Origin of the sequence: Streptomyces sp. CA-181903, from assembly GCF_050937075.1 — a bacterium.
GTDB lineage: Bacteria > Actinomycetota > Actinomycetes > Streptomycetales > Streptomycetaceae > Streptomyces.
In genome coordinates, this window is record NZ_JBNJLY010000002.1 from 26,123 (window position 1) to 44,802 (window position 18,680).

Annotated in this window: 16 protein-coding genes; 10 read left to right on the plus strand and 6 right to left on the minus strand. The window is 72.3% G+C overall.

All coding sequences use genetic code 11. From position 1 onward, the window contains the following. Positions 1-82: 82 nt before the first annotated feature. Positions 83-373, minus strand: coding sequence for a hypothetical protein (locus ACQEVS_RS33045; protein WP_433028350.1), 291 nt, complete (start codon positions 371-373; stop codon positions 83-85). Between the two features lie 1,225 nt (positions 374-1,598). Between ACQEVS_RS33045 and ACQEVS_RS33050 the strand changes: the two genes are divergently transcribed. From ACQEVS_RS33050 to ACQEVS_RS33090, 9 genes are all read left to right on the plus strand, one after another. Continuing rightward, positions 1,599-1,748 carry a hypothetical protein gene (locus tag ACQEVS_RS33050; protein WP_433028353.1) on the plus strand — a complete coding sequence of 50 codons (150 nt, stop codon included), beginning with the start codon at positions 1,599-1,601 and terminating at the stop codon, positions 1,746-1,748. A gap of 575 nt (positions 1,749-2,323) precedes the next feature. Then, the gene (locus tag ACQEVS_RS33055; protein ID WP_433028356.1) at positions 2,324-2,650 is read left to right on the plus strand and encodes a hypothetical protein; all 327 of its coding nucleotides are present in this window, start codon (positions 2,324-2,326) and stop codon (positions 2,648-2,650) included. 49 nt (positions 2,651-2,699) lie between these two features. After that, on the plus strand, positions 2,700-3,824 hold the full coding sequence (locus ACQEVS_RS33060; RefSeq protein WP_433028359.1) for a hypothetical protein: 1,125 nt from the start codon (positions 2,700-2,702) through the stop codon (positions 3,822-3,824). Between the two features lie 649 nt (positions 3,825-4,473). After that, a complete protein-coding gene (locus tag ACQEVS_RS33065) occupies positions 4,474-5,862 on the plus strand; it encodes a hypothetical protein (protein ID WP_433028362.1) in 1,389 nt (462 codons plus the stop codon). Positions 5,863-7,484: 1,622 nt separating this feature from the next. Next, on the plus strand, positions 7,485-7,619 hold the full coding sequence (locus ACQEVS_RS33070; protein ID WP_433028365.1) for a hypothetical protein: 135 nt from the start codon (positions 7,485-7,487) through the stop codon (positions 7,617-7,619). A gap of 162 nt (positions 7,620-7,781) precedes the next feature. After that, positions 7,782-9,620, plus strand: a complete 1,839-nt coding sequence (locus ACQEVS_RS33075) for an albusnodin/ikarugamycin family macrolactam cyclase (protein ID WP_433028368.1) — start codon at positions 7,782-7,784, stop codon at positions 9,618-9,620. Beyond that, a complete protein-coding gene (locus ACQEVS_RS33080; protein WP_433028371.1) occupies positions 9,604-9,906 on the plus strand; it encodes a PqqD family peptide modification chaperone in 303 nt (100 codons plus the stop codon). The genes ACQEVS_RS33075 and ACQEVS_RS33080 overlap by 17 nt, the downstream gene beginning before the upstream one ends. A gap of 5 nt (positions 9,907-9,911) precedes the next feature. Further along, positions 9,912-10,325, plus strand: a complete 414-nt coding sequence (locus tag ACQEVS_RS33085; RefSeq protein WP_433028466.1) for a lasso peptide biosynthesis B2 protein — start codon at positions 9,912-9,914, stop codon at positions 10,323-10,325. 83 nt (positions 10,326-10,408) lie between these two features. Next, positions 10,409-11,422, plus strand: coding sequence for a protein-L-isoaspartate O-methyltransferase family protein (locus tag ACQEVS_RS33090; RefSeq protein ID WP_433028374.1), 1,014 nt, complete (start codon positions 10,409-10,411; stop codon positions 11,420-11,422). An 85-nt stretch (positions 11,423-11,507) separates the two neighbouring features. On the opposite strand, the gene ACQEVS_RS33095 is transcribed toward ACQEVS_RS33090, so the two are convergent. The 3 genes from ACQEVS_RS33095 to ACQEVS_RS33105 form a co-directional block, all read right to left on the minus strand. Continuing rightward, a complete protein-coding gene (locus ACQEVS_RS33095; RefSeq protein ID WP_433028377.1) occupies positions 11,508-12,884 on the minus strand; it encodes a transposase in 1,377 nt (458 codons plus the stop codon). Beyond that, positions 12,776-14,548 (minus strand): DUF4158 domain-containing protein, encoded by a 1,773-nt coding sequence (locus ACQEVS_RS33100; RefSeq protein WP_433028380.1) that lies wholly within the window; start codon positions 14,546-14,548, stop codon positions 12,776-12,778. Before ACQEVS_RS33100 ends, ACQEVS_RS33095 begins: the two co-directional genes overlap by 109 nt. Before the next feature lie 123 nt (positions 14,549-14,671). Continuing rightward, positions 14,672-15,043 carry a recombinase family protein gene (locus tag ACQEVS_RS33105; protein ID WP_433028383.1) on the minus strand — a complete coding sequence of 124 codons (372 nt, stop codon included), beginning with the start codon at positions 15,041-15,043 and terminating at the stop codon, positions 14,672-14,674. Between the two features lie 301 nt (positions 15,044-15,344). Between ACQEVS_RS33105 and ACQEVS_RS33110 the strand changes: the two genes are divergently transcribed. Continuing rightward, complete coding sequence (locus tag ACQEVS_RS33110) at positions 15,345-16,667, plus strand: cytochrome P450 (protein WP_433028386.1); 1,323 nt, start codon at positions 15,345-15,347, stop codon at positions 16,665-16,667. A gap of 51 nt (positions 16,668-16,718) precedes the next feature. On the opposite strand, the gene ACQEVS_RS33115 is transcribed toward ACQEVS_RS33110, so the two are convergent. Together ACQEVS_RS33115 and ACQEVS_RS33120 are read right to left on the minus strand one after the other, a co-directional pair. Beyond that, positions 16,719-17,870, minus strand: a complete 1,152-nt coding sequence (locus tag ACQEVS_RS33115; RefSeq protein ID WP_433028389.1) for a terpene synthase family protein — start codon at positions 17,868-17,870, stop codon at positions 16,719-16,721. After that, the gene (locus tag ACQEVS_RS33120; protein WP_433028392.1) at positions 17,867-18,544 is read right to left on the minus strand and encodes a hypothetical protein; all 678 of its coding nucleotides are present in this window, start codon (positions 18,542-18,544) and stop codon (positions 17,867-17,869) included. The genes ACQEVS_RS33115 and ACQEVS_RS33120 overlap by 4 nt, the downstream gene beginning before the upstream one ends. Between the last annotated feature and the right edge of the window lie 136 nt (positions 18,545-18,680).

Below are 18,680 nucleotides of genomic sequence, written 5' to 3' on the forward strand. Positions count from 1 at the left end.
GGTGCCGCCCCACTGTCGTGTGCGCTGACGGACACGCAAAGTCAAGCCATACTGGACTTTCCGTGCGATAGAGCATCAAAAGTCAAGAAATCCTGAACTTTTGGTCACCCGTCAAGGGTGTCGCCTTCCCACGCCCACACGTCGGCGGGTCCGCCGTCGCGGGCCCGTACAGCGCCCGGCCGCCGGCCCCGTATCCGCCGTGCTCGGCGATCAACGCCGCCCCCTCCGCGACCTCCGCGGCCGACCACCCGGTCGCGTCCGCCAGGAGCCCGTCCAGCGGCCCGCCCTCGAGCGCCACGTAGGTGCGACCGGGCCGGGCGTAGGGGTCGGAGTCGTCGGCGTCGCTGCCGTAGACGCGGGGCCGGGTATCCATGCGCGGCACCCTAGGCCAGCCGGACCGCAGGCCGCCGCCGGGGTTGCTCTACGAGTCGCCCTACGAGTCGCCCTACGAGTGTTGCTACGAGTTGCCCTACAGGTCGCCCTACGAGTTGCCCCGGCCGTCGTGGCAGGCTCCCGCTGGTCAAGGGGTCTGACCTGCTGGTCAAGGGGCAGCGATCGGGCCCGGCCGCGCGCCGACAACTTCCCCACGCCCCCCTCCACGACCCGGTCCCTGGCCCGTCGTCAGGAACGGGTTCCCCACCCCCACCCGAGCCGACGGCGCCGCCCGGTGCCCTCCCGCTCGCCATCCTTGGCCGGCGGGTCGGTGGGGACCGCGGCGGCCGGGGCCGGGCCGGGGGGTTGGCCGGGGCGGCCGGCGGCGGGATCGCCGCTCGTTCCGTGGCCGGGGTCAGGGCCTGGAGCATCCGCTGGAGATCCCCGATATGGGCGTCCTTGGCCTCCAGCTCCCGCTTCAGATGCTCCGCGCGGGCCTCGGCCAGGGCTTGCGCCTTCTCTGCTGCGGCGATCCTGAGTTCGGCCTCCAGCCGGTCGCGTTCCGCGCGCAGCGCCGCGACTCCCTCGCCCTGGCCGCCGTGGCCCTGGGCGTCGGCCGGGGTGGCCCGGCCGTGGCTCCCATGTGGCCGGGGTCGGGCGGGCGGGGGCGTGCAACCGGATCCCGGCGGCCAACAGGTCATCGACGGGGATGCGCCAGGTGCCCTTGGCGTCGACAAAGGCATTGGGAAACTCCCCCGCCTCCCGGCGGCGGCGGATCGTGGTCCGGCTCACGTCGGAGGCGGCCTCCACCTCCCGCTGTGTCAGCGCCGGGCGGGTGCTCGGAGGCTCCGGACGGTCGGTCATACGGTCATCATCCCCGGCCGGTCGGCGGCAGCCGAGGCCGACCCGCGCATGAACGGACGTCAGCGACCTGGGGCGCCTGGCCACATTCGCGGTGATTTTTGGCAGCGCCTGTCAGCGCTGCGGCGTACCCTCACTTCACGTGATCGTGAGATCACCGCACGACCGCACGGCCCAACGGGGCCCGGCGCCGGACCTAACCCGGGCCGGGCCCCTACCTCCCTCACCCCTGACAGGCCATCAGGAGGCAGGCACAGCATGTCGAGCACGCCCAGCAACACACAAACCACCGCCCTGGCGACCGGCCATTCCCAGCCGCGGGCACAGCACGTGTCCGCACCGCAGGCCCCGCCCCGGATCCCACGATGCCTACGGTGCCGGGCGCCGTGGTGGTGCCGCCGCGGCCGGAGTACGCCCCCTACATCGCGCCGGGCGCCGAAGCCGGCCTGGAGCACGATGCCGGTGACCCGCAGGTGGCGCCGGAGCGGTCGGACCGGGTGCCCGGGGACCGCTGATGCTGTCCATCGTCAACGCCGGCGGCCTGCTGGCGACGGGCTCGTACTACGCGGCGGGAACGGCCGGGTGGTGGCGGCCGGCGGCGTGGTCGCCCTCGGCGGCGGAGTGGCGACCGCGTACGCGTTCCGGCGGGTCTCCCGCGGCTACGGCCGCCGCTACGGATACGGCTACGGATACGGCGGGTTCGGGCGACGGTTCGGCTTCCGCCGGGCCGCCGGCTACGGCGGCGCGCCCTCCCGGTGGGGCAGCGCTTCGGCGACGGGTGGACGCCGCACCGCCGGCGGTGCCGGAGCCGGCGTCGGGTTCGGCGGCCGGTGGGGGTGGGGGCGCCGAGCGGGCACCGCGGCGGCCTCGGCTCCACCGGACTGGCACCCGCCTCGGGAACAGGTCGACGGCGCGGCCGTCGTGCCGCCGGGACGGCCACCGCGGCGCCGGCCGAGGGCGCGGCCGGCGCGCCCCGGCGCCGGTTCGGCCGACGACCCGCCACCGCCGCCTCCGCCGTGCCATCCGCGTCGCCCGGCCTGGGCGGGACGGCCGGAACGGTCTCCGGCGGGCGGGGCCGGCGCGGTGCCCGGTGGTCCGGGGCGAGCGGCACGACGTCGACCGCGTCCCCGGTCTCGGCGTCGGCCGGGCGGCGGTGGGGCCGCCGGCACGCCGGGGCGGTGCGGCCGGAGGCACCGGTGCGGCCCCGGCCGCCGGCGGCCGGACGGGCCCGCGATGGGGCCGCCGGGCCGGCCGCGGCGGCGCGGTCGACGCCGGCGCCCGACGCTCCGGAGCAGCTGCACAGACCACCGCCGCCGCCCAGCGCCGCACCCTGGGCCGGATGACGGGCCAGGTCCGGCAGGCAGGCGCCGGGGCCGGCCGCGCGCTGCGGTGGGCCGGCGCCGCCTCCCCCAGGTGAAGACCGGGGTCCGCAAGGCCGGGGCGGTGTCGGGCGCACCCTGGGGCGGGTGCGCACCGGCTTCCCCGCCCAGCTCACCCGCCTCGGACAGGGCACGGCCCGCGCCTGGACCGCCTCCCGCTCCACCCGCCGCGCCGCCCGCGCCAAGCTGCGCTACGCCCGGCGCGTGGGCACCACCCTCGTCCTGGCGGCCGTCGCCGGGATCCTCGGCAAGGCCACCCGGCCCTGGCGGTGGGGGTCGGGGAAAGCCGCCGCGATCCGGATGTGGAACTGGCGCGCGAACCGCGTCCGGCCGAAGGAGGACGCGCAGCGGGACAAGGAAGCGGCGGCCGCGGCCGCCGAGGCACGGCCGCCGGTGAAGGCGACCGTCGACGACCCCGGCCACGCCGGCCGCACCACATCACGTCAGGGCGGGAAGTCCGCCCCGGAGGGGACCATGAACTCAGCCGTATTCGCTCGGGCCGCCGAACAGGTCGCGACGGCCTACGCCTCCTACAGCCCGCCCGCGATGATGGCGGTGGCCGCGGAGTACCAGGGCCTGCCCGAGGGCCTGCGCTCGGCCGCCTCCGCGATCCGGCACCTGGCCCTGAACACCGCCGAGGTCTACCCCGCGCACCGGGTCGTGGCCGAGGCCGTCTCAGCGGTCTACATGCGGCTGCTGGACGCCGCCACCCGCGCCGACGAAATCCACACCACCTTCCGCCAGGTCCACGCCGACGACCTGGCGCGCCACGAAGCACCCCGCAACGGCTTCTCGGGTGAGGTGATGTGGAACATCGGCGGCCGGCCCGGTGACAACAGCCCGGGACGCGAGTCGGTGTTCGCCCGATCCTGCGACGCGGTCGCCGGCGTCTACGCCCGCTACGAACCGGCCGTGATGACCGAGGTCCAGGAGGAGTACGCCAGCCTCTCCACCGGCATCGGGCACCTGAAAGCCGCCGTGCAGTCCCTGGCGGTGCACTCCGCCGACTCCTACCCCGTGGAGCCCGTGATCGCCGAAATGGTGGCCGGGGTCTGCACCCTCCTCGCCACGCCGAGTCCGCCGCCGCCGACGTCCTGCCGGTCTTCCGGCGCGCGCACGCCACCGACCTCTCCCGCCACGAAGCACCCCGCAACGGCCCCCAGGCCGAGGCCATGTGGAACGTCTGAACGAGGGGTGACAAGCAATGGCTAAGCGCAAGCAGGGGCGGCTGGACTGGGCCGCGCCCCACCCGCCCGCCTGGGCGGCCACCAACGCCGCCGGCGTCGCGGCCCTGACGGCCGCCGCCGGCCACCTCGCCGACATGCCGCCCTACCTCGGCCTGGCCGAAGGAGCGGCCGGCGCGGTGGCCTCGGTGGCCGTGGCCACCCACCGCCGGTGGTCCACCCCAACCGCGTCTACCGGGCCACCGCATGGCTCCTGGCCGGCGGCTGGACCGCCTGGCCCTCCACGCCGGCCCGTGGTCGAGCTGGTGGCCGGGCGCCGCCCTCGTCGGCGGCGCCGTCCTCGGCTGGGGCTGCAACGCCGCCTTCCAGGCATACGAAGCCAGTGCCCCCGAGCGCCGCCGGGAACTGGAGGCCCAGGCCCGCCGGGAGGCCGCCCGCGACGACTGGGAGGCCCGGCTGGAGCGCATCTGCGGGGTGGCCGGCTGCCAGGTCATCGGGGTGCAGGAGTGGGAGACCGACGACGACGTCGACGACCTCCTGGAGGAGGACCTGGAGGAAGGAGAAGCCCCCTCCCGGGAACCGGCCGGCTACACCCTGGAAGTCGTCTTGCCCGCGGGCAAGACGGTCGGGCACATCCAGGTCCACGACGAAGCGCTACGCGCCGACCTGCGCCTCCGATGGGGTGCGGGCTGGAGATCACCACCGGTCGCGACTACGGCACCGCGATCATCCGTGTCTCCACCCGAAACGCACTCGCCGCCGTCATCCCCTACCCCCGCAAGCTCCGCCGAAAGTCCATCAACGCCGGACTGACCTTCGGCAAGTTCAAGGACAGCTCGAAAGCGACAACGGACCTGCTGCGGTTCCACTGCGGCCTGGTCATCGGCCAACCCGAGGGCGGCAAGACCAACCTCCTGAACGTGATCAACGCCGAGTTGGCGCAGTGCTCGGACGTGCTGCTGTGGCACATCGACGTCACCGGAGCCGGCGTCACACTCCCCTGGCTGCGCTCCTGGGCCCGCGACGGCTCGGCCATCGCCCCGGTGGTCGACTGGGCGGCCAGCACCGTGGACGAAGCGCTGGTGATGCTCCAGGTCGCCGAGGAAATCATCGCGGTCCGCAAGCGCGAATACCAGGACCGCATGTTCGACGCCGACGACGACAAAATCCCGGTGGACGACTCCGTCCCCGAAATCATCATCGTCGCCGACGAGGTAGCCCAGCTCCCGCTCAGCGTCCAAAAGGGACTGGACACCGTCATCAACACCGGCCGAGCCTCCGGCGTCCGGGCCGTCAACTGTGCGCTCCGCGCAACCCGGGAAATGGCCTCACCCGCCATGAAAGAAATGACCCGCCTGCGAATCGCCATGCGCGTCAGCGACGAATCCGAGTACCAGCACATTTTCTCCGATTTCCGAGGACTCAAGAAGGAAGACGCCCCGTACAAGGGAAGCGGATTTATCGAGCTGGGAACGGAAAAGGCACGGCCTTTCAAGGCATACCGGCTGAAGCCAAAGCGGATCTCCGGAATCTCCCAAGAAGTCGCACTGTTCCGCCCGCGACTCGATGAGGTAAGCCTAAAAATCCCCAGCGTCCAGTTCTACCGCGAGCGGTGGGCACGCACCCTCCCACTCCTCTACACCGACACAAACGTGTTGTCCGCCGCAGCAAAAAAAATCCTGGACACCACGACACCAGCCCCCACCCCAACACCCACCCCCAGCGAAAACAACGGAATTCCCGGCCTGGACCTGGACGCCCTTTTCCCCACCCGGAGAAAAAGCCCGTACCACCGCCCTCCACCGCCGCCATCCCCGAGCAAAGCCCCCACACCCCTACCGCCCCGGAAGCGCCGTCCGTCGGAGTGGAGTTCCAAAAGGTGCTGGACGACGCCACCGCCACGGAACCGACCCCGACCCCGGCCGAGCCGACCCAACGGCCGACCCTGGCCCCCGTACCGGCCACCGCCATGGCCATCACCGACCCCCACAGCGGCGCGCCCTGGGAGCTCATCGACGCGGCCGGCACGGACGGCCTCGGCGTCAGCGCCCTGGAACGCGCGCTGAAGGCGGAACCGGGCCACGGACGCGACCGAAGCACCCTCCACCGGTGGCTCCCGCGCTGGGCGGCCGTACGGGCACGTCGTCCGCGTAGAGCGCGGATCCGGCGGTCGTCGTCTACGTCACCACCCAGAACTACAAGCCCGCCTGATCACAAAGAGTCACCCCGGGTGTTGCCTGTTGCACGTGGCAACACCCGAAAGGGCCGGTCGACGACCCCCGGGATGCCGACCCCCCTCCCAGGGGGTGTTGCCTGTTGCCTGTTGCAACACCCCCACATCCACGGAGAGTGACATGCCGACCGTTCCGCCGCTCCACCCAACCGCCGCCGCAGACACCGCGCGATCCGCGCCCGCCAGCTCCAGGAGCCGGTGAACACCGACACCACCCTCCGCCCGACCACCGACCGGACGGCGCGCGCCGTTACGGCCGACGACGCCCTATGCCGAGCGGCTGGCCGCGGCCGGGAGACCGCCCTGGCCGAGGCCGCGCCGGCCCGGCCACCCGCCCGAGGCCGCGCGACCACCGCCGAGCCGCCCCCGGCAGCCGGCCCACCGCGCGGCACAACCCATGACACAAAGGAGGAATCATGCCGAGAATCAAGTTCCTAATGTTCGTGGTGCTGATCGGTGTTCTCGTGGGCAGTTTCTACGGGAAATAGCAATGGAGCCCACCGCACAGGCGTATTTCACTCGATCCGCAGAAGATGGCATTGGGTAATCGTGGTTCGAGACCTGGAGACAGGGCGGGTTTGTCGAATCGTTGATCTCCATCAATGGGAAAAGTTCGATCCAGACGCCGCAGAGGACCGGCTCATCCAAACCGGTTTCCTCGTACGAAAGGAACCCTCGGCAAGATCCCGCCGATCCGCTCGTGGCTGGGAGGAGCTCTCTTACCTTCCCGGTCATTACCAGGCTTACGTGGACGCAATCTGACGCTGAAGGGGTCCGCTCTGTTTTAGGGTGGGCCTCTTCAGCGTGGGGTATGCGTTTTTGGAATTTCCGGTCTTGTTGTGGGGCCGGGTTTTGGTATTCGGTTTTTTGCATTTGGGGTGGGGGTTGGTTCGGTGGGGGTTGGTGGGGGGTTTTGGGTTCTGATGGTGTGTCAGGTTGGGGGTGGGTGGTGTTGAGGGTCTGTTGCGGAAGTGTGCGGCTGGGCGGTGTCGTGGGCCGCTCGGGTGTCGGTTGGGGTGTTTGGCTGGTCAGGGGGCTGTTGTGGGTGGGTGGTGGGGTGGTCTGCTGGGTGGGTCGGGGAGCCGCCGGGGGCGTGGTGCGGTGGTCGGGTGCCCTCGGCTGCTGGCTCTTCGGTGGGTGCCGGGAGGGTCTGAGAGTGTCAGAACCAGTAGCGCGGGAGGGTTTCTTGGACGGGGTGTCCAGTGTGGTGTGGGTGATGGGTGGCGTTTGACGGTTGGTCGGTGCGTGGGTGGCAGCCCGGACTCGTCGATCAGTGCCTTGAGCTGGTGGTTCGGTGTGCGTGAGGTCATCGGTCCTGCCCTCGTATACCCGATATACCGCTTGGCCCGCCTCGGACTCTACTGCCGATGCGTGTACCGGCGTTGACTGTTGGTCACAAGCCCGGCGGCATCAACTCCCCGCCGGCCGGGCGGCCGAATGAAGAAGGAGAAGGCCATGGAGCAGACCATGCAGACCACCGCCCCCGTCTACGAGGAGCCCGTCGTGCTGGAGGCGGGCAAGGCCGTCGAGGTGACGCTCGGCACCAACACCTTCGACACCGCCGACGACACCGAGTACAAGAACGCGTAACCCGTGATCTGCCGGGCCCGGCCGTCATGAAGCGCCGCGGCCGGCCCCGGTGAACAGAAGGCGCCGGGCCTGCTTCTCGTGCTGGGGCACGAAGCGGGCGGCCCGGCGCCTTCGCCTTTGACCAGCACCAACCGTGCGCAAGGGATGAGGGAGAAGGCACCGATGAGGTGGAGCGCGGGATGGTACGGCGGCACCGGGCACGACCGGCGGCCCGCCGGGGGCCGGGCGGTACCCGGCCTGGATACGACGTGGACGTGCGACTGGCCGGCGGGACGGGTCCGCTGCGTCGGCGGCGGCCCGGCGGCCCTGGCGGTGATCGGCGAGTGCGGCGCGGATGAGCGCCGGCTGCACGATGCGCTGCCGGTGGTGCGGGCGAAGGGGTGGCGGGCGCTGACCCGCTGGCCCGGCTCCTACCTCACGCTCGCCCGCAGCGGCCCGGACCTGGCGGTGATCGGCGACCTCGCCGGGCAGCACCCCATCTACTGGCGCGCGGACGCGGCCGGGACCTGGTGGGCGAGTGCGGCGTCCGCGCTGGCCGCGCTGGACGGGGCACCGGTGGACGTCACCGCGCTCGCCGCCCGCCTGGCCTTCGGACAAAGCGATGTCCTCGCCGAGCACAGCCTGTTCCGCACGGTGCGGCGGGTGCCACCCGGCCACCTGCTGCTGATCGGCCCCGACGGCGTCCGGGTCGAGCGGTACGAGCCAGCCGCCTATCCGCCGGCCGGGCTGCGGCAGCAGGCGCCGGTGGTGCGGGCCGCGCTCGCCGAGGCCGTGGCCGCCCGGCTCGACGACCGGCCCGTCAGCGCGGATTTCGCCGGGCTGGACTCCACCACGCTCGCCTGCCTGGCCGCCCAGCACACCGAGGTGGCCGCGGTGACGTTCGCCGACGCACGCCTGCGTGACGACGACCTGGCGTACGCGGTCCGCACCGCGGCCACCGTGCCGGGCCTGGATCACCTGACGGTTCCCGGCGCCGAGGACACCGTGTACTACGCCGGGCTCGACGACCTGGGCCGCCTGCCGGTAACCGACGCGCCGAACCCGTACGCGGTCACCGCCTCCATCAAACGGACCGTGCTCGCCGCGGTCGCCGAGCGGACGACCGAGCCGGGGGTGCACTTCACCGGCGCGGCCGGCGACGCGGTGCTCTCCGCACCCTCCTCCTACCTCGCCGACCTCCTGCGCGAGGGACAGCGGCGCCGGGCCTGGCAGCATGCGCTGGTCCACGCCCGGCTGCGGCACTCCTCCGCCTTCGCCGTGCTCGCCCGCGCCAAGCCCGCCTCCCGCACGGACCTGGCCACGGCGTGGCGGCAGACGGCCGCCGAACTCCGGCGCCCGGCCCGCGACTGGGTACCGCAGGCCCAGCGGCCCGTCGCCTGGACGCCGCTGCTGGCCTCGGCGGACTGGATGACCGCCGATGTCCGCCACCACCTCGCCGAGGCCCTGGAGACGGCCGCCGGCGAACTCACCGACGCGCCGGGGCGGCTGGCGGACTGGTCGGACCGGCAGGACCTGGTGCGCGTCGGCACGAACACCGCCGGGTGGCGGGAGCTGGCGCTGGCCGACCACGGCATCGAGCTGGCCGCCCCGTTCCTGGACAACGAGGTGATCCGGGCCTGCCTCGCCGTCCCCGCCGACCAGCGCGGGGCACCGGGACGGTACAAGCCGCTGCTGGAGGCGGCGTTCACCGGCAGCGGCGTGCTGCCGCCCTTCGTGCTCGCCCGCACCACCAAGGGCGGCTTCAACGCCCTCGCCTACGCCGGCCTGCGCGGACACGCTCCTGTCCTGCGGGACCTGCTCGGCGCGCCGTCGCGCCTGGCCGCCCTCGGGCTGGTCACCGAGGAGCCGGTCCACGCGGCGCTGGAGCGGGCCGCCGCCGGGCAGCCCACGGCCCAGGGCGCCCTGCACCTGGTGGTGGCCGCCGAGGTGTGGCTGCGCCAGCTCGCCCAGGCACCCGTGCGGTGGTGGGAGGAGGTGAACGGCCGTGTGGCGGCTGTGTGAGAGCGCCCACCCGGTCCTCACCGACGAAGGCGGCGCGATCCTCGACGAGCGCACCGGCCGGTGGACCCAGCTCACCCCGTCCGCGTCCGCCGCGGTGATGCTTCTGCTCGCCTCCGCCACCACCGAGCAGGCGCAGGCCCTGTTCGCCGTGCACTACGGCATCCCCGCCGAACAGGCCGCCGCCGACGTGCGGGCGGTCGCCGACGCGCTCGCCGCCCAGGGCCTGGTGGCCACCGGCGACACCCCGGCCGCTGTGCGCCGCCATCGACGGGGGTGGTGGCGGTGACCAGCATGGAGGCGTACTCCACCACCCGCACCGGCACCCTGGCCGAGCGCCTGGCCGCCACCGCGGGCCTCGCGCTCGCCCTCGTACTGCTGCACCTGCCGTTCCGCCACACCACCCGCGCCGCCCGCCTGGCCCGTCGCTTCGGCCGCCGGCCGCTCGACGCGGCGCGGGCCGAAGCCCTGGTGGAAGCCGTACGGCACACCGCCCGGCGCTGGCCGGGCCGCGCGGCCTGCATGGAGACCTCACTGGGCGCCGTCCTCGCCGCAGCCCTCCTCGGCCGACGCCTGGAATGGCACCTGGGGGCCCGCTTCGCCCCGCCCCCGGTGGAGTACCACGCCTGGGCCGACCTGCCCGGCCACGGCCCCGTCGGCGAGTACACGGCCGCCGGCTGGCACCACCACACCGCCCTGACGATCTGACCCCGTCCCGCCGGGCGTGTCCTTCACCCGCCCGGAGCAGTTGACCGAATGCGAGTGCCCCGCACCCCTCGAAGGAGTGAGCAGTGACCACCGCCGTCGCCCAGGCCGCCGAGACCGTTCCCGAACGCCACTACACCCACCACGACGGCCGCGGCCCCACCCCGCACCGCTCCAACCCCGTGGTCATCCACCGCGAGCTGACCACCCTCGACGTCCGGGCGGGTATGAACGTCGCCGAGCACGGCACCGGCTCCGGCTACTCCGGCGCCCTGCTCGCCCAGCTCGTCGGCCCCACCGGCACGGTGACCAGCCTGGACATCGACGCCTACCTGGTGCGCTGGGCCCAGCTCATCCACCACGAACGAGGCGTCACCAACGTGCACTGCCACAGCGCCGACGGCACGGCCGGCTTCGCCGAGCGAGCCCCGTACGACCGGATGGTGGCCTGGTGCACCCCGCCCCGCCTGCCCCAGGCGTGGGTGGACCAGGTCGTCGACGGCGGTCTGATCGTCGCGCCGCTGCCGATCGCGCCCGTGCCCAACATGACCGTGGTCGCCAAGATCCGCGTGCGCGACGGGGCGCCGGTGGTGGAGGCCGTGTTCACCGGCGGCTACATCGAGGCGACCGCCTCACCCAAGGACAACCTGGACCTGCCCGGCCGGTGGGTCGACTGGGAAAACCGCCTCCCCGCCCCGTCCTGGGTCTCCCTCGCCTGGCGCGAGAGCGACGACCACCTGCACACCGGCGCCCGCACCGTCCTCGACCGCCTGACCAGGAACGCGCACACCGAGCCGTACGGCCAGGCAGATGTGGACTGGCCGTCCTGGCGGACCTTCGCCGCCTGTCTCGGCGACGGGCACCTGACCATGGCCGGGCTCCGCCCGGATCTGTGGGCCATCGGCCACTCCACCGAGACGACGGCCGCCGTCATCCAGCAGGACGGCACCATCCTCGCCGACCGGTCCGACTCCCCCTCCCTTTCGGTCCTGCACAGCTGGCTGGCCGCCTGGGAGAACGCCGGACGCCCGGCGCCCGAGACCTACACCCCCGCCCTCACCCGCACCACAGGCGGCTGGGACCTGCACCTGTCCCGGTAGACCCGCAGGCGCCCGGGCCGGAAGGCGATTAGCCTCCCCGGCCCGGGCGCCCGGTCATGCGGCAGCCGGCCCCGGTGTCCATCCGTCAGGCCGGTGCCGCGGCCGGCTCGTCCTGCCCACTGCGGGGGCCGGGCACCGTCACCGCCGTGGCGGTCAGGTCCAGGTCCAGGCGGCGGTTCATGTCCAGCTCGAAGCGGCCGTACGGATTCACGTGCGTCCAGAACAGCGGAGACAAGGCCCGCCGGTCCGCCTCGGTGAGTTGGTCCGCCCATTTCGGATCGGCGAGGACCTGCTGCATCAGCAGCGTGTTGACGTGCACCAACGCGGACTGGAGCAGGTGCAGGGCGAGCATGGACACCTCCTGGCTCTCCTTGTCCGCACCGGCCAGGTCGCCGTCCTTGCCGTAGAAGAGGTCCTTGTTCGCGGAGTTCCAGTTCTCCACCACCTGCAGCCCCTCGTGGATCTCCTGGCGCATCTCGACATCCGCGAGATAGTCGCAGATGAACGCCGTACGTACCGCGCGCCCCAGCTCCTCGATCGCCTGGTAGGTGGGGTGCTTGGGGCCGCCGCGGGTGAAGCGGCGCAGGACCTGCTCGGCCTCCGCGGTGCCCAGACGCAGGGCGGTGGTGTACTTCACGATCTGGTCGTACTGCTGGCGGATCAGGTCCCAGTTGATCGTCTTGGTGGACAGCACCGGTGCCAGGTGCGGCCAGTTGTCGTCCTCCCCGGCGGCCGGGCGGTACAGCTTCGCCGAGCCGATGTTCTTCAGTCTCGGCATCAGCTTGAAGTCCAGCATGTGCGCGAAGGCGAACCCGACGATCGAGGCGCCGTGCGTGTCGGTGTACTGCCGGTCGACGACCATCTCGGTGCAGTGCCGCAGCACGCCCTCGATCATCGAGGCGACCTCGGAGGCCGAACAGGACTTCAGCTGGCTGTAGATACAAACGGACTTTCGTTCCACATGCCAATAAATCATCACGCCGGGGCCCCGGTAACGCTGGTGCCACTCGGTCATCAGGTTCGAGGACCAGGAGCCGAACTTGCGGCTGTCGGAGGCGCACGCCGTGCCGGTGCCCCACCACATCTCGTCCCGGGCGGCGAAGGTGGCGTTCACCAGCTTCCGCAGGGCCGCGCGCATGTTGGCCCGGTTGACGAACAGGTGCCGCACCCGCCGCAGGGTCGCCTCGCTCTCGCCGTGCTTGCCGGTCACCGCGACCCGCTTGATCCCCATGTTCGTACCCAGACCGAACAGAACGAGCAGCAGGCGGCGCCGCAGTACGTCCTTGGACAGGTTCTCTCTGGTGGCGACCGAGGTGAACTCGGCGATGAAGTCCGTGTCGAACTCCGCGTACTTCAAGATGTCCAGCAGGTCGATGGTGCCCCACCGCCGCTCGATCTCCCCCTTGATCGCCACCAGCGACTCCGGCTCCTCCTGCTTCTCCCGGGGGAGACGCGGATCCACGGCTCGCCGCGCTTCTTCACGATCGCCACCCCGCCCGTGGTGCCCTCCGCCAGGGCCCGCTCGAAGCGGTCCAGCGAGGTCCGGAGCTTGCCCTGCAGGGCGTCGATGAACTCCCCGGCGTCCTGCGGCTGGCGGATCGCGGCGTAGTGCACGTCCCGGTTGTCCTCGAAGTCCGCCGGCAGGTCATCCTCCGGGTTGCGCCACCGGTTCGCCCCCACCACCCAGATCTCCCGCCGCCGCAGCGCGTCCCGCAGCGACACCAGCACGCACAGCTCGTACGGGATGCGCTCGACGCGGCCCTTGTCGTCCACCACCGCCGCCCGCCACTGATCGGGCACCACCCCCTCCAGCGGCACCGTCTCCGCCTCATCGAAGAACGCCCCCTCCTTCAGCGGCTGCTCCAGATACCGCTTGAGCAGGTCGATCGCGTCCATCACCGGACGGTAGGCGGTGTTGTTGCACTTCAGCTCCAGCGCCTTCAGCAGCGGCGAGAGCATCCGCCGCCAGTGCGCCGAGTACGACGAGCGCAGCACCGTGCGGACCCGGGCCTTGTAACGGGCCTCGTTCGCCGCGGCCTCCGCGGCGAGGGCCTTGAGCGTCTTCTCCCCGCCGACCACCGGGAAGATCACCCGCCGCACCGTCCCGGCCGGCTCCGACAGCGCCGCCTCCGCGACCCGCAGCAGCATCGCCTCCTTGCCGCGGACCTTCTTCAGCTCCGCCCCCAGCTCCTTCTCGACCCTCCGCTCCGCCCGCGTATTGATCTTCAGCACCAGCTGGATGAACAGGTCCACCAGCGAGTCGGTGATCTCCGTCTGCCGCACATGGCACAGCGCGGCCAGCAGCGTCAGACGCCGCGGCGGCTTCATCCGCTCCAGGTTCGCCGGGTACTCCTTCGACGCCCGCGCCCGCCAGGCGTCCACCAGCTTCTCCGACACATCCGCGAACAGGTCCGCCGGCAGCTGAAGCTTCCGCACCCGCTGGAGCTTGTTCACCTCCGCCAGCAGACTCTCCAGCCCCGGCGCCCCGGGGTCCGTCTTCAGCTCGGCGAAGTGCGACCGCCCGCCACCGGCCACAGCCCCGTCACCGTCGACTCCCTCGTCCGTCTCCTCGCCGCCCGCGACCAGATCCTCCAGCCGCGAACGGGTCGCGTGCGTCAGGCGCTCCAGCGTGCTGCGGCAAAACCGCGCCTCGAAGTCCTTGACCGCCCTGCCCACCAGCCGCCCCACCTGCTTCGGGGCCGGCGGCTCGATGTGATCGTTGCGGCACCGGGCCACCACCGCCGCCGCCAGCCGCTCGCGCGAGAGCTCCACCGGACACAGCTCCGCGGCCAGCCACTGCGCCAACCGCTCCTGGTCCTCCTCGGTATTCGCCCTGAACCCGTACGCCTCCCGGATCTCCTTGCGGTGCCGCTTGATCCGGTCGCCCTGCCAGTCGTAGGACGCCCACGCCTGTGCCGGGACCTTCACCTGCTGGGCCACGTACTCCACCGCGGCGGTCGGCATCTCCTTGGCGGACTCCGGGAACCGGGCCTCCACCTCGAAAAATTTCAGCAGCAGCGCGAAGCCGAGCCTGGTCGCCCCGGACTTGTTCCGCACCCTCTTCATGTCGTCTTCGAGCAGCGTCCAGACCTCGATCAGGTCCTCCGGCTCCCACTCCTGCCGCACCCGTACTCCCTTGAGCCAGCCAGTTGGATCATCACATCGTGGCGAGCAGGGGACAGATTCAAGATCAGAAGACTCAAACCGTTGCCAGAAGGTTACTCAGAGCTACACGCCACCTGGCCGTAGCTATACGAGAACAGGGCCGACCAGGGTGTCCCCGGCGTCGAGGAAGGCGTGGCACGCCTTGAGTTCGGGGCGCAGGTCGTTCTTGCCGGACTTCTTGTCCGCGAAGATCTTCCGGCATCCGGCTGATTTGAGGGCGTTGAGCTGCCGGTCGAGTTTCTGTCCGCCGGTGGACACGCGGGCGTATCCGATGCGGATCTCGGTGCGGACGGCGGGCTCGGCGGCCAGCAGTTCGAAACCGTCGGGCTCCAGGGGCGTGGTCGCGCCGGGAATCCTGTCAGAAAACGGTGCTCCGAGGTTCTTGAACCACCCAGGTTTTTGAGGGAGTTTTGAAGGCCCTGGGGTCCTTCCGGCGGCCCGTCCGGTGATCTTCATTAAACGTTGGTTTTTTGAACGCCTTCGGCCTCGCGACCGCCCCCGCACGCGCAGGCCCAAGCATCACGCTCGGCTACTTGTCACCTGGTTCGCCGCTCGTTAACGGCACCCCGAGGAGGTGCCGCAAGGCACCGCGCAGCCGCCCGACGGCGCGCTCTCCGGTTATGGCCAGGTTGTGCCGGGCGGAATCTATCGCGGTACAGCACGTACCGTGATTGCTTGACTGGTTGTCAGGCGTATACCCGACCGGTGTTTCCGGAGCCAAAGGCGGATGCCGATGCCCTCACCTACCGCTGACCGCATGCGTGACGTTCCGCTGCACCGCGTTCTGCTGCAGTTGGCGCACGGGGGGCCGCTGGGGCTGGTGGAGGAGGTTGGCCGGCAGGCGCGGGGGGCGGTGGTGCGGCTGGGGCTTGGGCCGTTCCGGCCGTTGCTGGTCACCCACCCCGACCACGTGCGGCACGTGTTGCGGGACGGTGCGGAGAACTACGTCCGTGGGGCCGCGATGTGGGACGCGCTGGGGCGGCTGACCGGCCGGGGCATCGCGGGAGAGGGCCCGGGGTGGGCGGCCAGTCGGGACGTCCTCCGTGAGGGGATGTCGGGGGGATGTCTGCGGCGGACGGGAGAGGTCGTCGCCGTCTCGGTCGACGGGGCCGTGGAGGAGCTGGCCGGCCGGGCGCGGGGGCGGTCGGCGGACGCGGTGGGGGAGATGACGCGGTTGGTGCACCGGGTCGTCGATCCCGTCTTCTTCGGTTCCCGGATCGGCGCCGAGCGGTGCGACCGGCTGGGTCGGGACGTGGCCGCGGCCCTGGACTCGCTGCTGTGGCGCATGGCGATGCCGTTCGTCCCCCACCGGGTGCCGATGCCCGGCGACCGGGCGTTCCTGCGGGCGACCCGCGCCATCGACCGGACGCTCGTGCCGGTCGTCGGCCGGGCCCGCCGGCAGGGTGGTGACGGTGCGGATTTGATGAGCCGTCTGCTGCGGGGCCGCGGGCCCGACGGCCGGCCGCTCGACGACGAGCACGTCCGCCGCGACATCGTGGCGCTGTTCGTGGCCGGCTCGGAGTCCAGCGCACTCACGCTCACCTGGGCCTGGGTGGTGCTGGCCCGGCATCCGGCCGTCGCGGCCGAGGTGCGCCGGGAGGCGGACCGGGTACTGGCCGGCGGCCCACCGCGGCCCGAGCACGTACGGCAGCTGGTGTTCACGCGGCAGGTGCTGGCCGAGGTGATGCGGCTGTACTCGATGGCCTGGGCCGTTCCCCGGGTCGCCCGGGCGGACGATGTGGTCGGCCGGGTTCCCGTCCCGGCCGGCACCACGCTGGTCCTCTCCCCCTATCTCACCCACCGGCTGGCCGAGTTCTGGCCCGATCCGCTGCGCTTCGATCCCGGGCGCTTCGAGCGGCGGGCCGTGCGCGAGCGGCACCCGCTGGCCTACTTGCCCTTCGGGGATGGCGCCCATCAGTGCGTCGGGCGGGCGTTCTTCGTCATGGAGTCGGTGCTCGTCCTGGCCACCGTGCTGAGCCGCTACGAGGTCCACGTGTCCGGCGATCCCTGCCCGCGCCTGGCTGTGGCGCTGCCGCCGCGCGGCCGCGTCGGGCTGAGCCTCACCCCTCGCGGACGGTGAAGGCCGTCCGCCCCGGCGCGTCCTTGCCGTTCGAAGGGCCCTCCCGCCGTCCTACAGCCGGTCCCACCACCACGCCACGGACGGGATTCCCGGCGGTCCCGCCGGCGGGGCCGTCTCGGTGAAGGAGCAGGTGGTGGCCACGGCGCCGGGGTGGCAGCCGTCGGGGTCGGTGTAGCGCGCCGCCTTGAGTCCCCACTCCAGGTTGCCCCTGATCAGCGCCGACAGATGTCCCAGATGCCGGCGCAGCGGTGCGCTCGCCCTGGGCAGCACCCGGTCGCGCAGATGCAGGAACCGGGCGGTGAGGCGGTTGTTCAGCGCCACCGCCTCCGCCAGGGCCTCTGTCAGGGACAGGGACCGCTCCTCGATCAGGATGTCCACCAGGTTCAGCCGGCACCCGTCGCCGCGCCCGTTCCGGGCGGCCAGCCACCGCTCCTTGCCGTAGGAGAACAGGTCGTCGTCGAAGGCCGCGGTGGTGAAGGCCAGTTCCTGCAGGGCCCGGACGGCCGGCGACGCCATGTCGCGCTCCGGGAGCTCCTCGCCGTCGACGATCTCCGTCCAGCTGAAGGTCGCCGCGCCGGCCGCGGTGTGCTGCCGCATGCGTGCGTAGTCGTCGAGCCGCGGTGTGCGGTCTCGCAGGCGGTGATCGAACTCCCACGCCACGCCGTGGAACCAGGCGCGGTGTCCGGCCACCATGCGGCGGACCTGTGTCGGCGTCCCCTGGGCTCGGCAGCGCGCCGCCAGGTCGCCCGCCGCCGCGAGGAAGGCGTCCCCGGATCCGTCCGGTGCCGGTGTCCCGGGTTCTTCCAGGACGCGCAGCAGGCGCGTGGCGAGGGCGGTGAAGTCGCCGGTGCCCATGCCGGCGGGTCCCTCGTCGCAGTACAGGTCGTCGAAGGCGAACATCAGCACGCACCAGTCGACGGCGATCCGCAGCCGGCCGGACGGCGCCCGCGGCATGATCCGTCCGTAGAAGCCCGCGCAGTCGTTGCCGGTTACGCGGGCCCGCTGGGCCCCGTTCCGGCACAGGCCGTAGCCGTTCATCCAGGCCGCCGCGGCGGCGTTGAGGCGGCCGGCGTCCGGGTGCTCGGCGCAGGGCAGGGGACAGTATCGCGGCGGGATCTCCACCCGGATGCCGACCGCGGCCCGTTCCCCGCCGGCGGGGGTGCTTCCGGCCGCCGCCGGGGCGAGGACGCCCGTGCCGGTCACGGCAGCAGGGCGCGGGTGAGCGCCAGCACCGCCTGGCTCACGTCACCGCCGGCAGTGGCGTCGAACACCGCGCCCTGGCCGGCCAGCGGGTCGCTGCCGAAGGCTTCCTTCAGCCCGGCGTCCGCGCCCTGCCCGAGGCCCAGGGTCGCCGCGCCCTCCGCGGTTCCCCTGGTGAGGTCGATCTCGGTCTTGTCCAGCCGGAAGTCCAGGGTGAACAGACCGTCCGACTGCCGGCGGGACGCCCTGCCGGCCGCGGCGCCCTGGGTGGTCGCGGTCCCGGTGGCAACCCGCCCGCCGAAGTCGAATGTGACATCCGTGAACGTCACGCCTCGGCCCGTGGAGTCCGTGAAGGTGATGCCGCCGTCGGCCGGTACCGATCCCGCGCTGAGGTCCATCGCGAACTCGCCCCGCGTGATCGGCAGGCGCACGCAGGTCCGGCTGTCGACGTGGGACAGGACCGCCGGGCTTTCGGCCCCGAGCGTCACCCTCTGACCGCCCAGCGCCTTGGTGACGGCATCCGTCGGGCACAGGTCCGCCTGCGCCTTGGCGACCTTCAGCTGCGGAGCGGGCAGCACGCCGGGTGTGAGCCCCGCCGCCGCGCCGGCCCAGGACAGCACGCAGCCCCCGGCGGCCACCGCGCACGCCGCAAGGACACGGCTCCCCGGCAAGGACATGGCCACTCCTGTCGACGTACGCGCGGATCGTCGGCGCACTGCGCTCCGGCGGCTGGCTGCCCGTCCGGGACGCGCCGACGCCTTCCTCCACGCCTTCAGGCCACCACGCCGCCGACCCGGGGACTACCGCAGACGG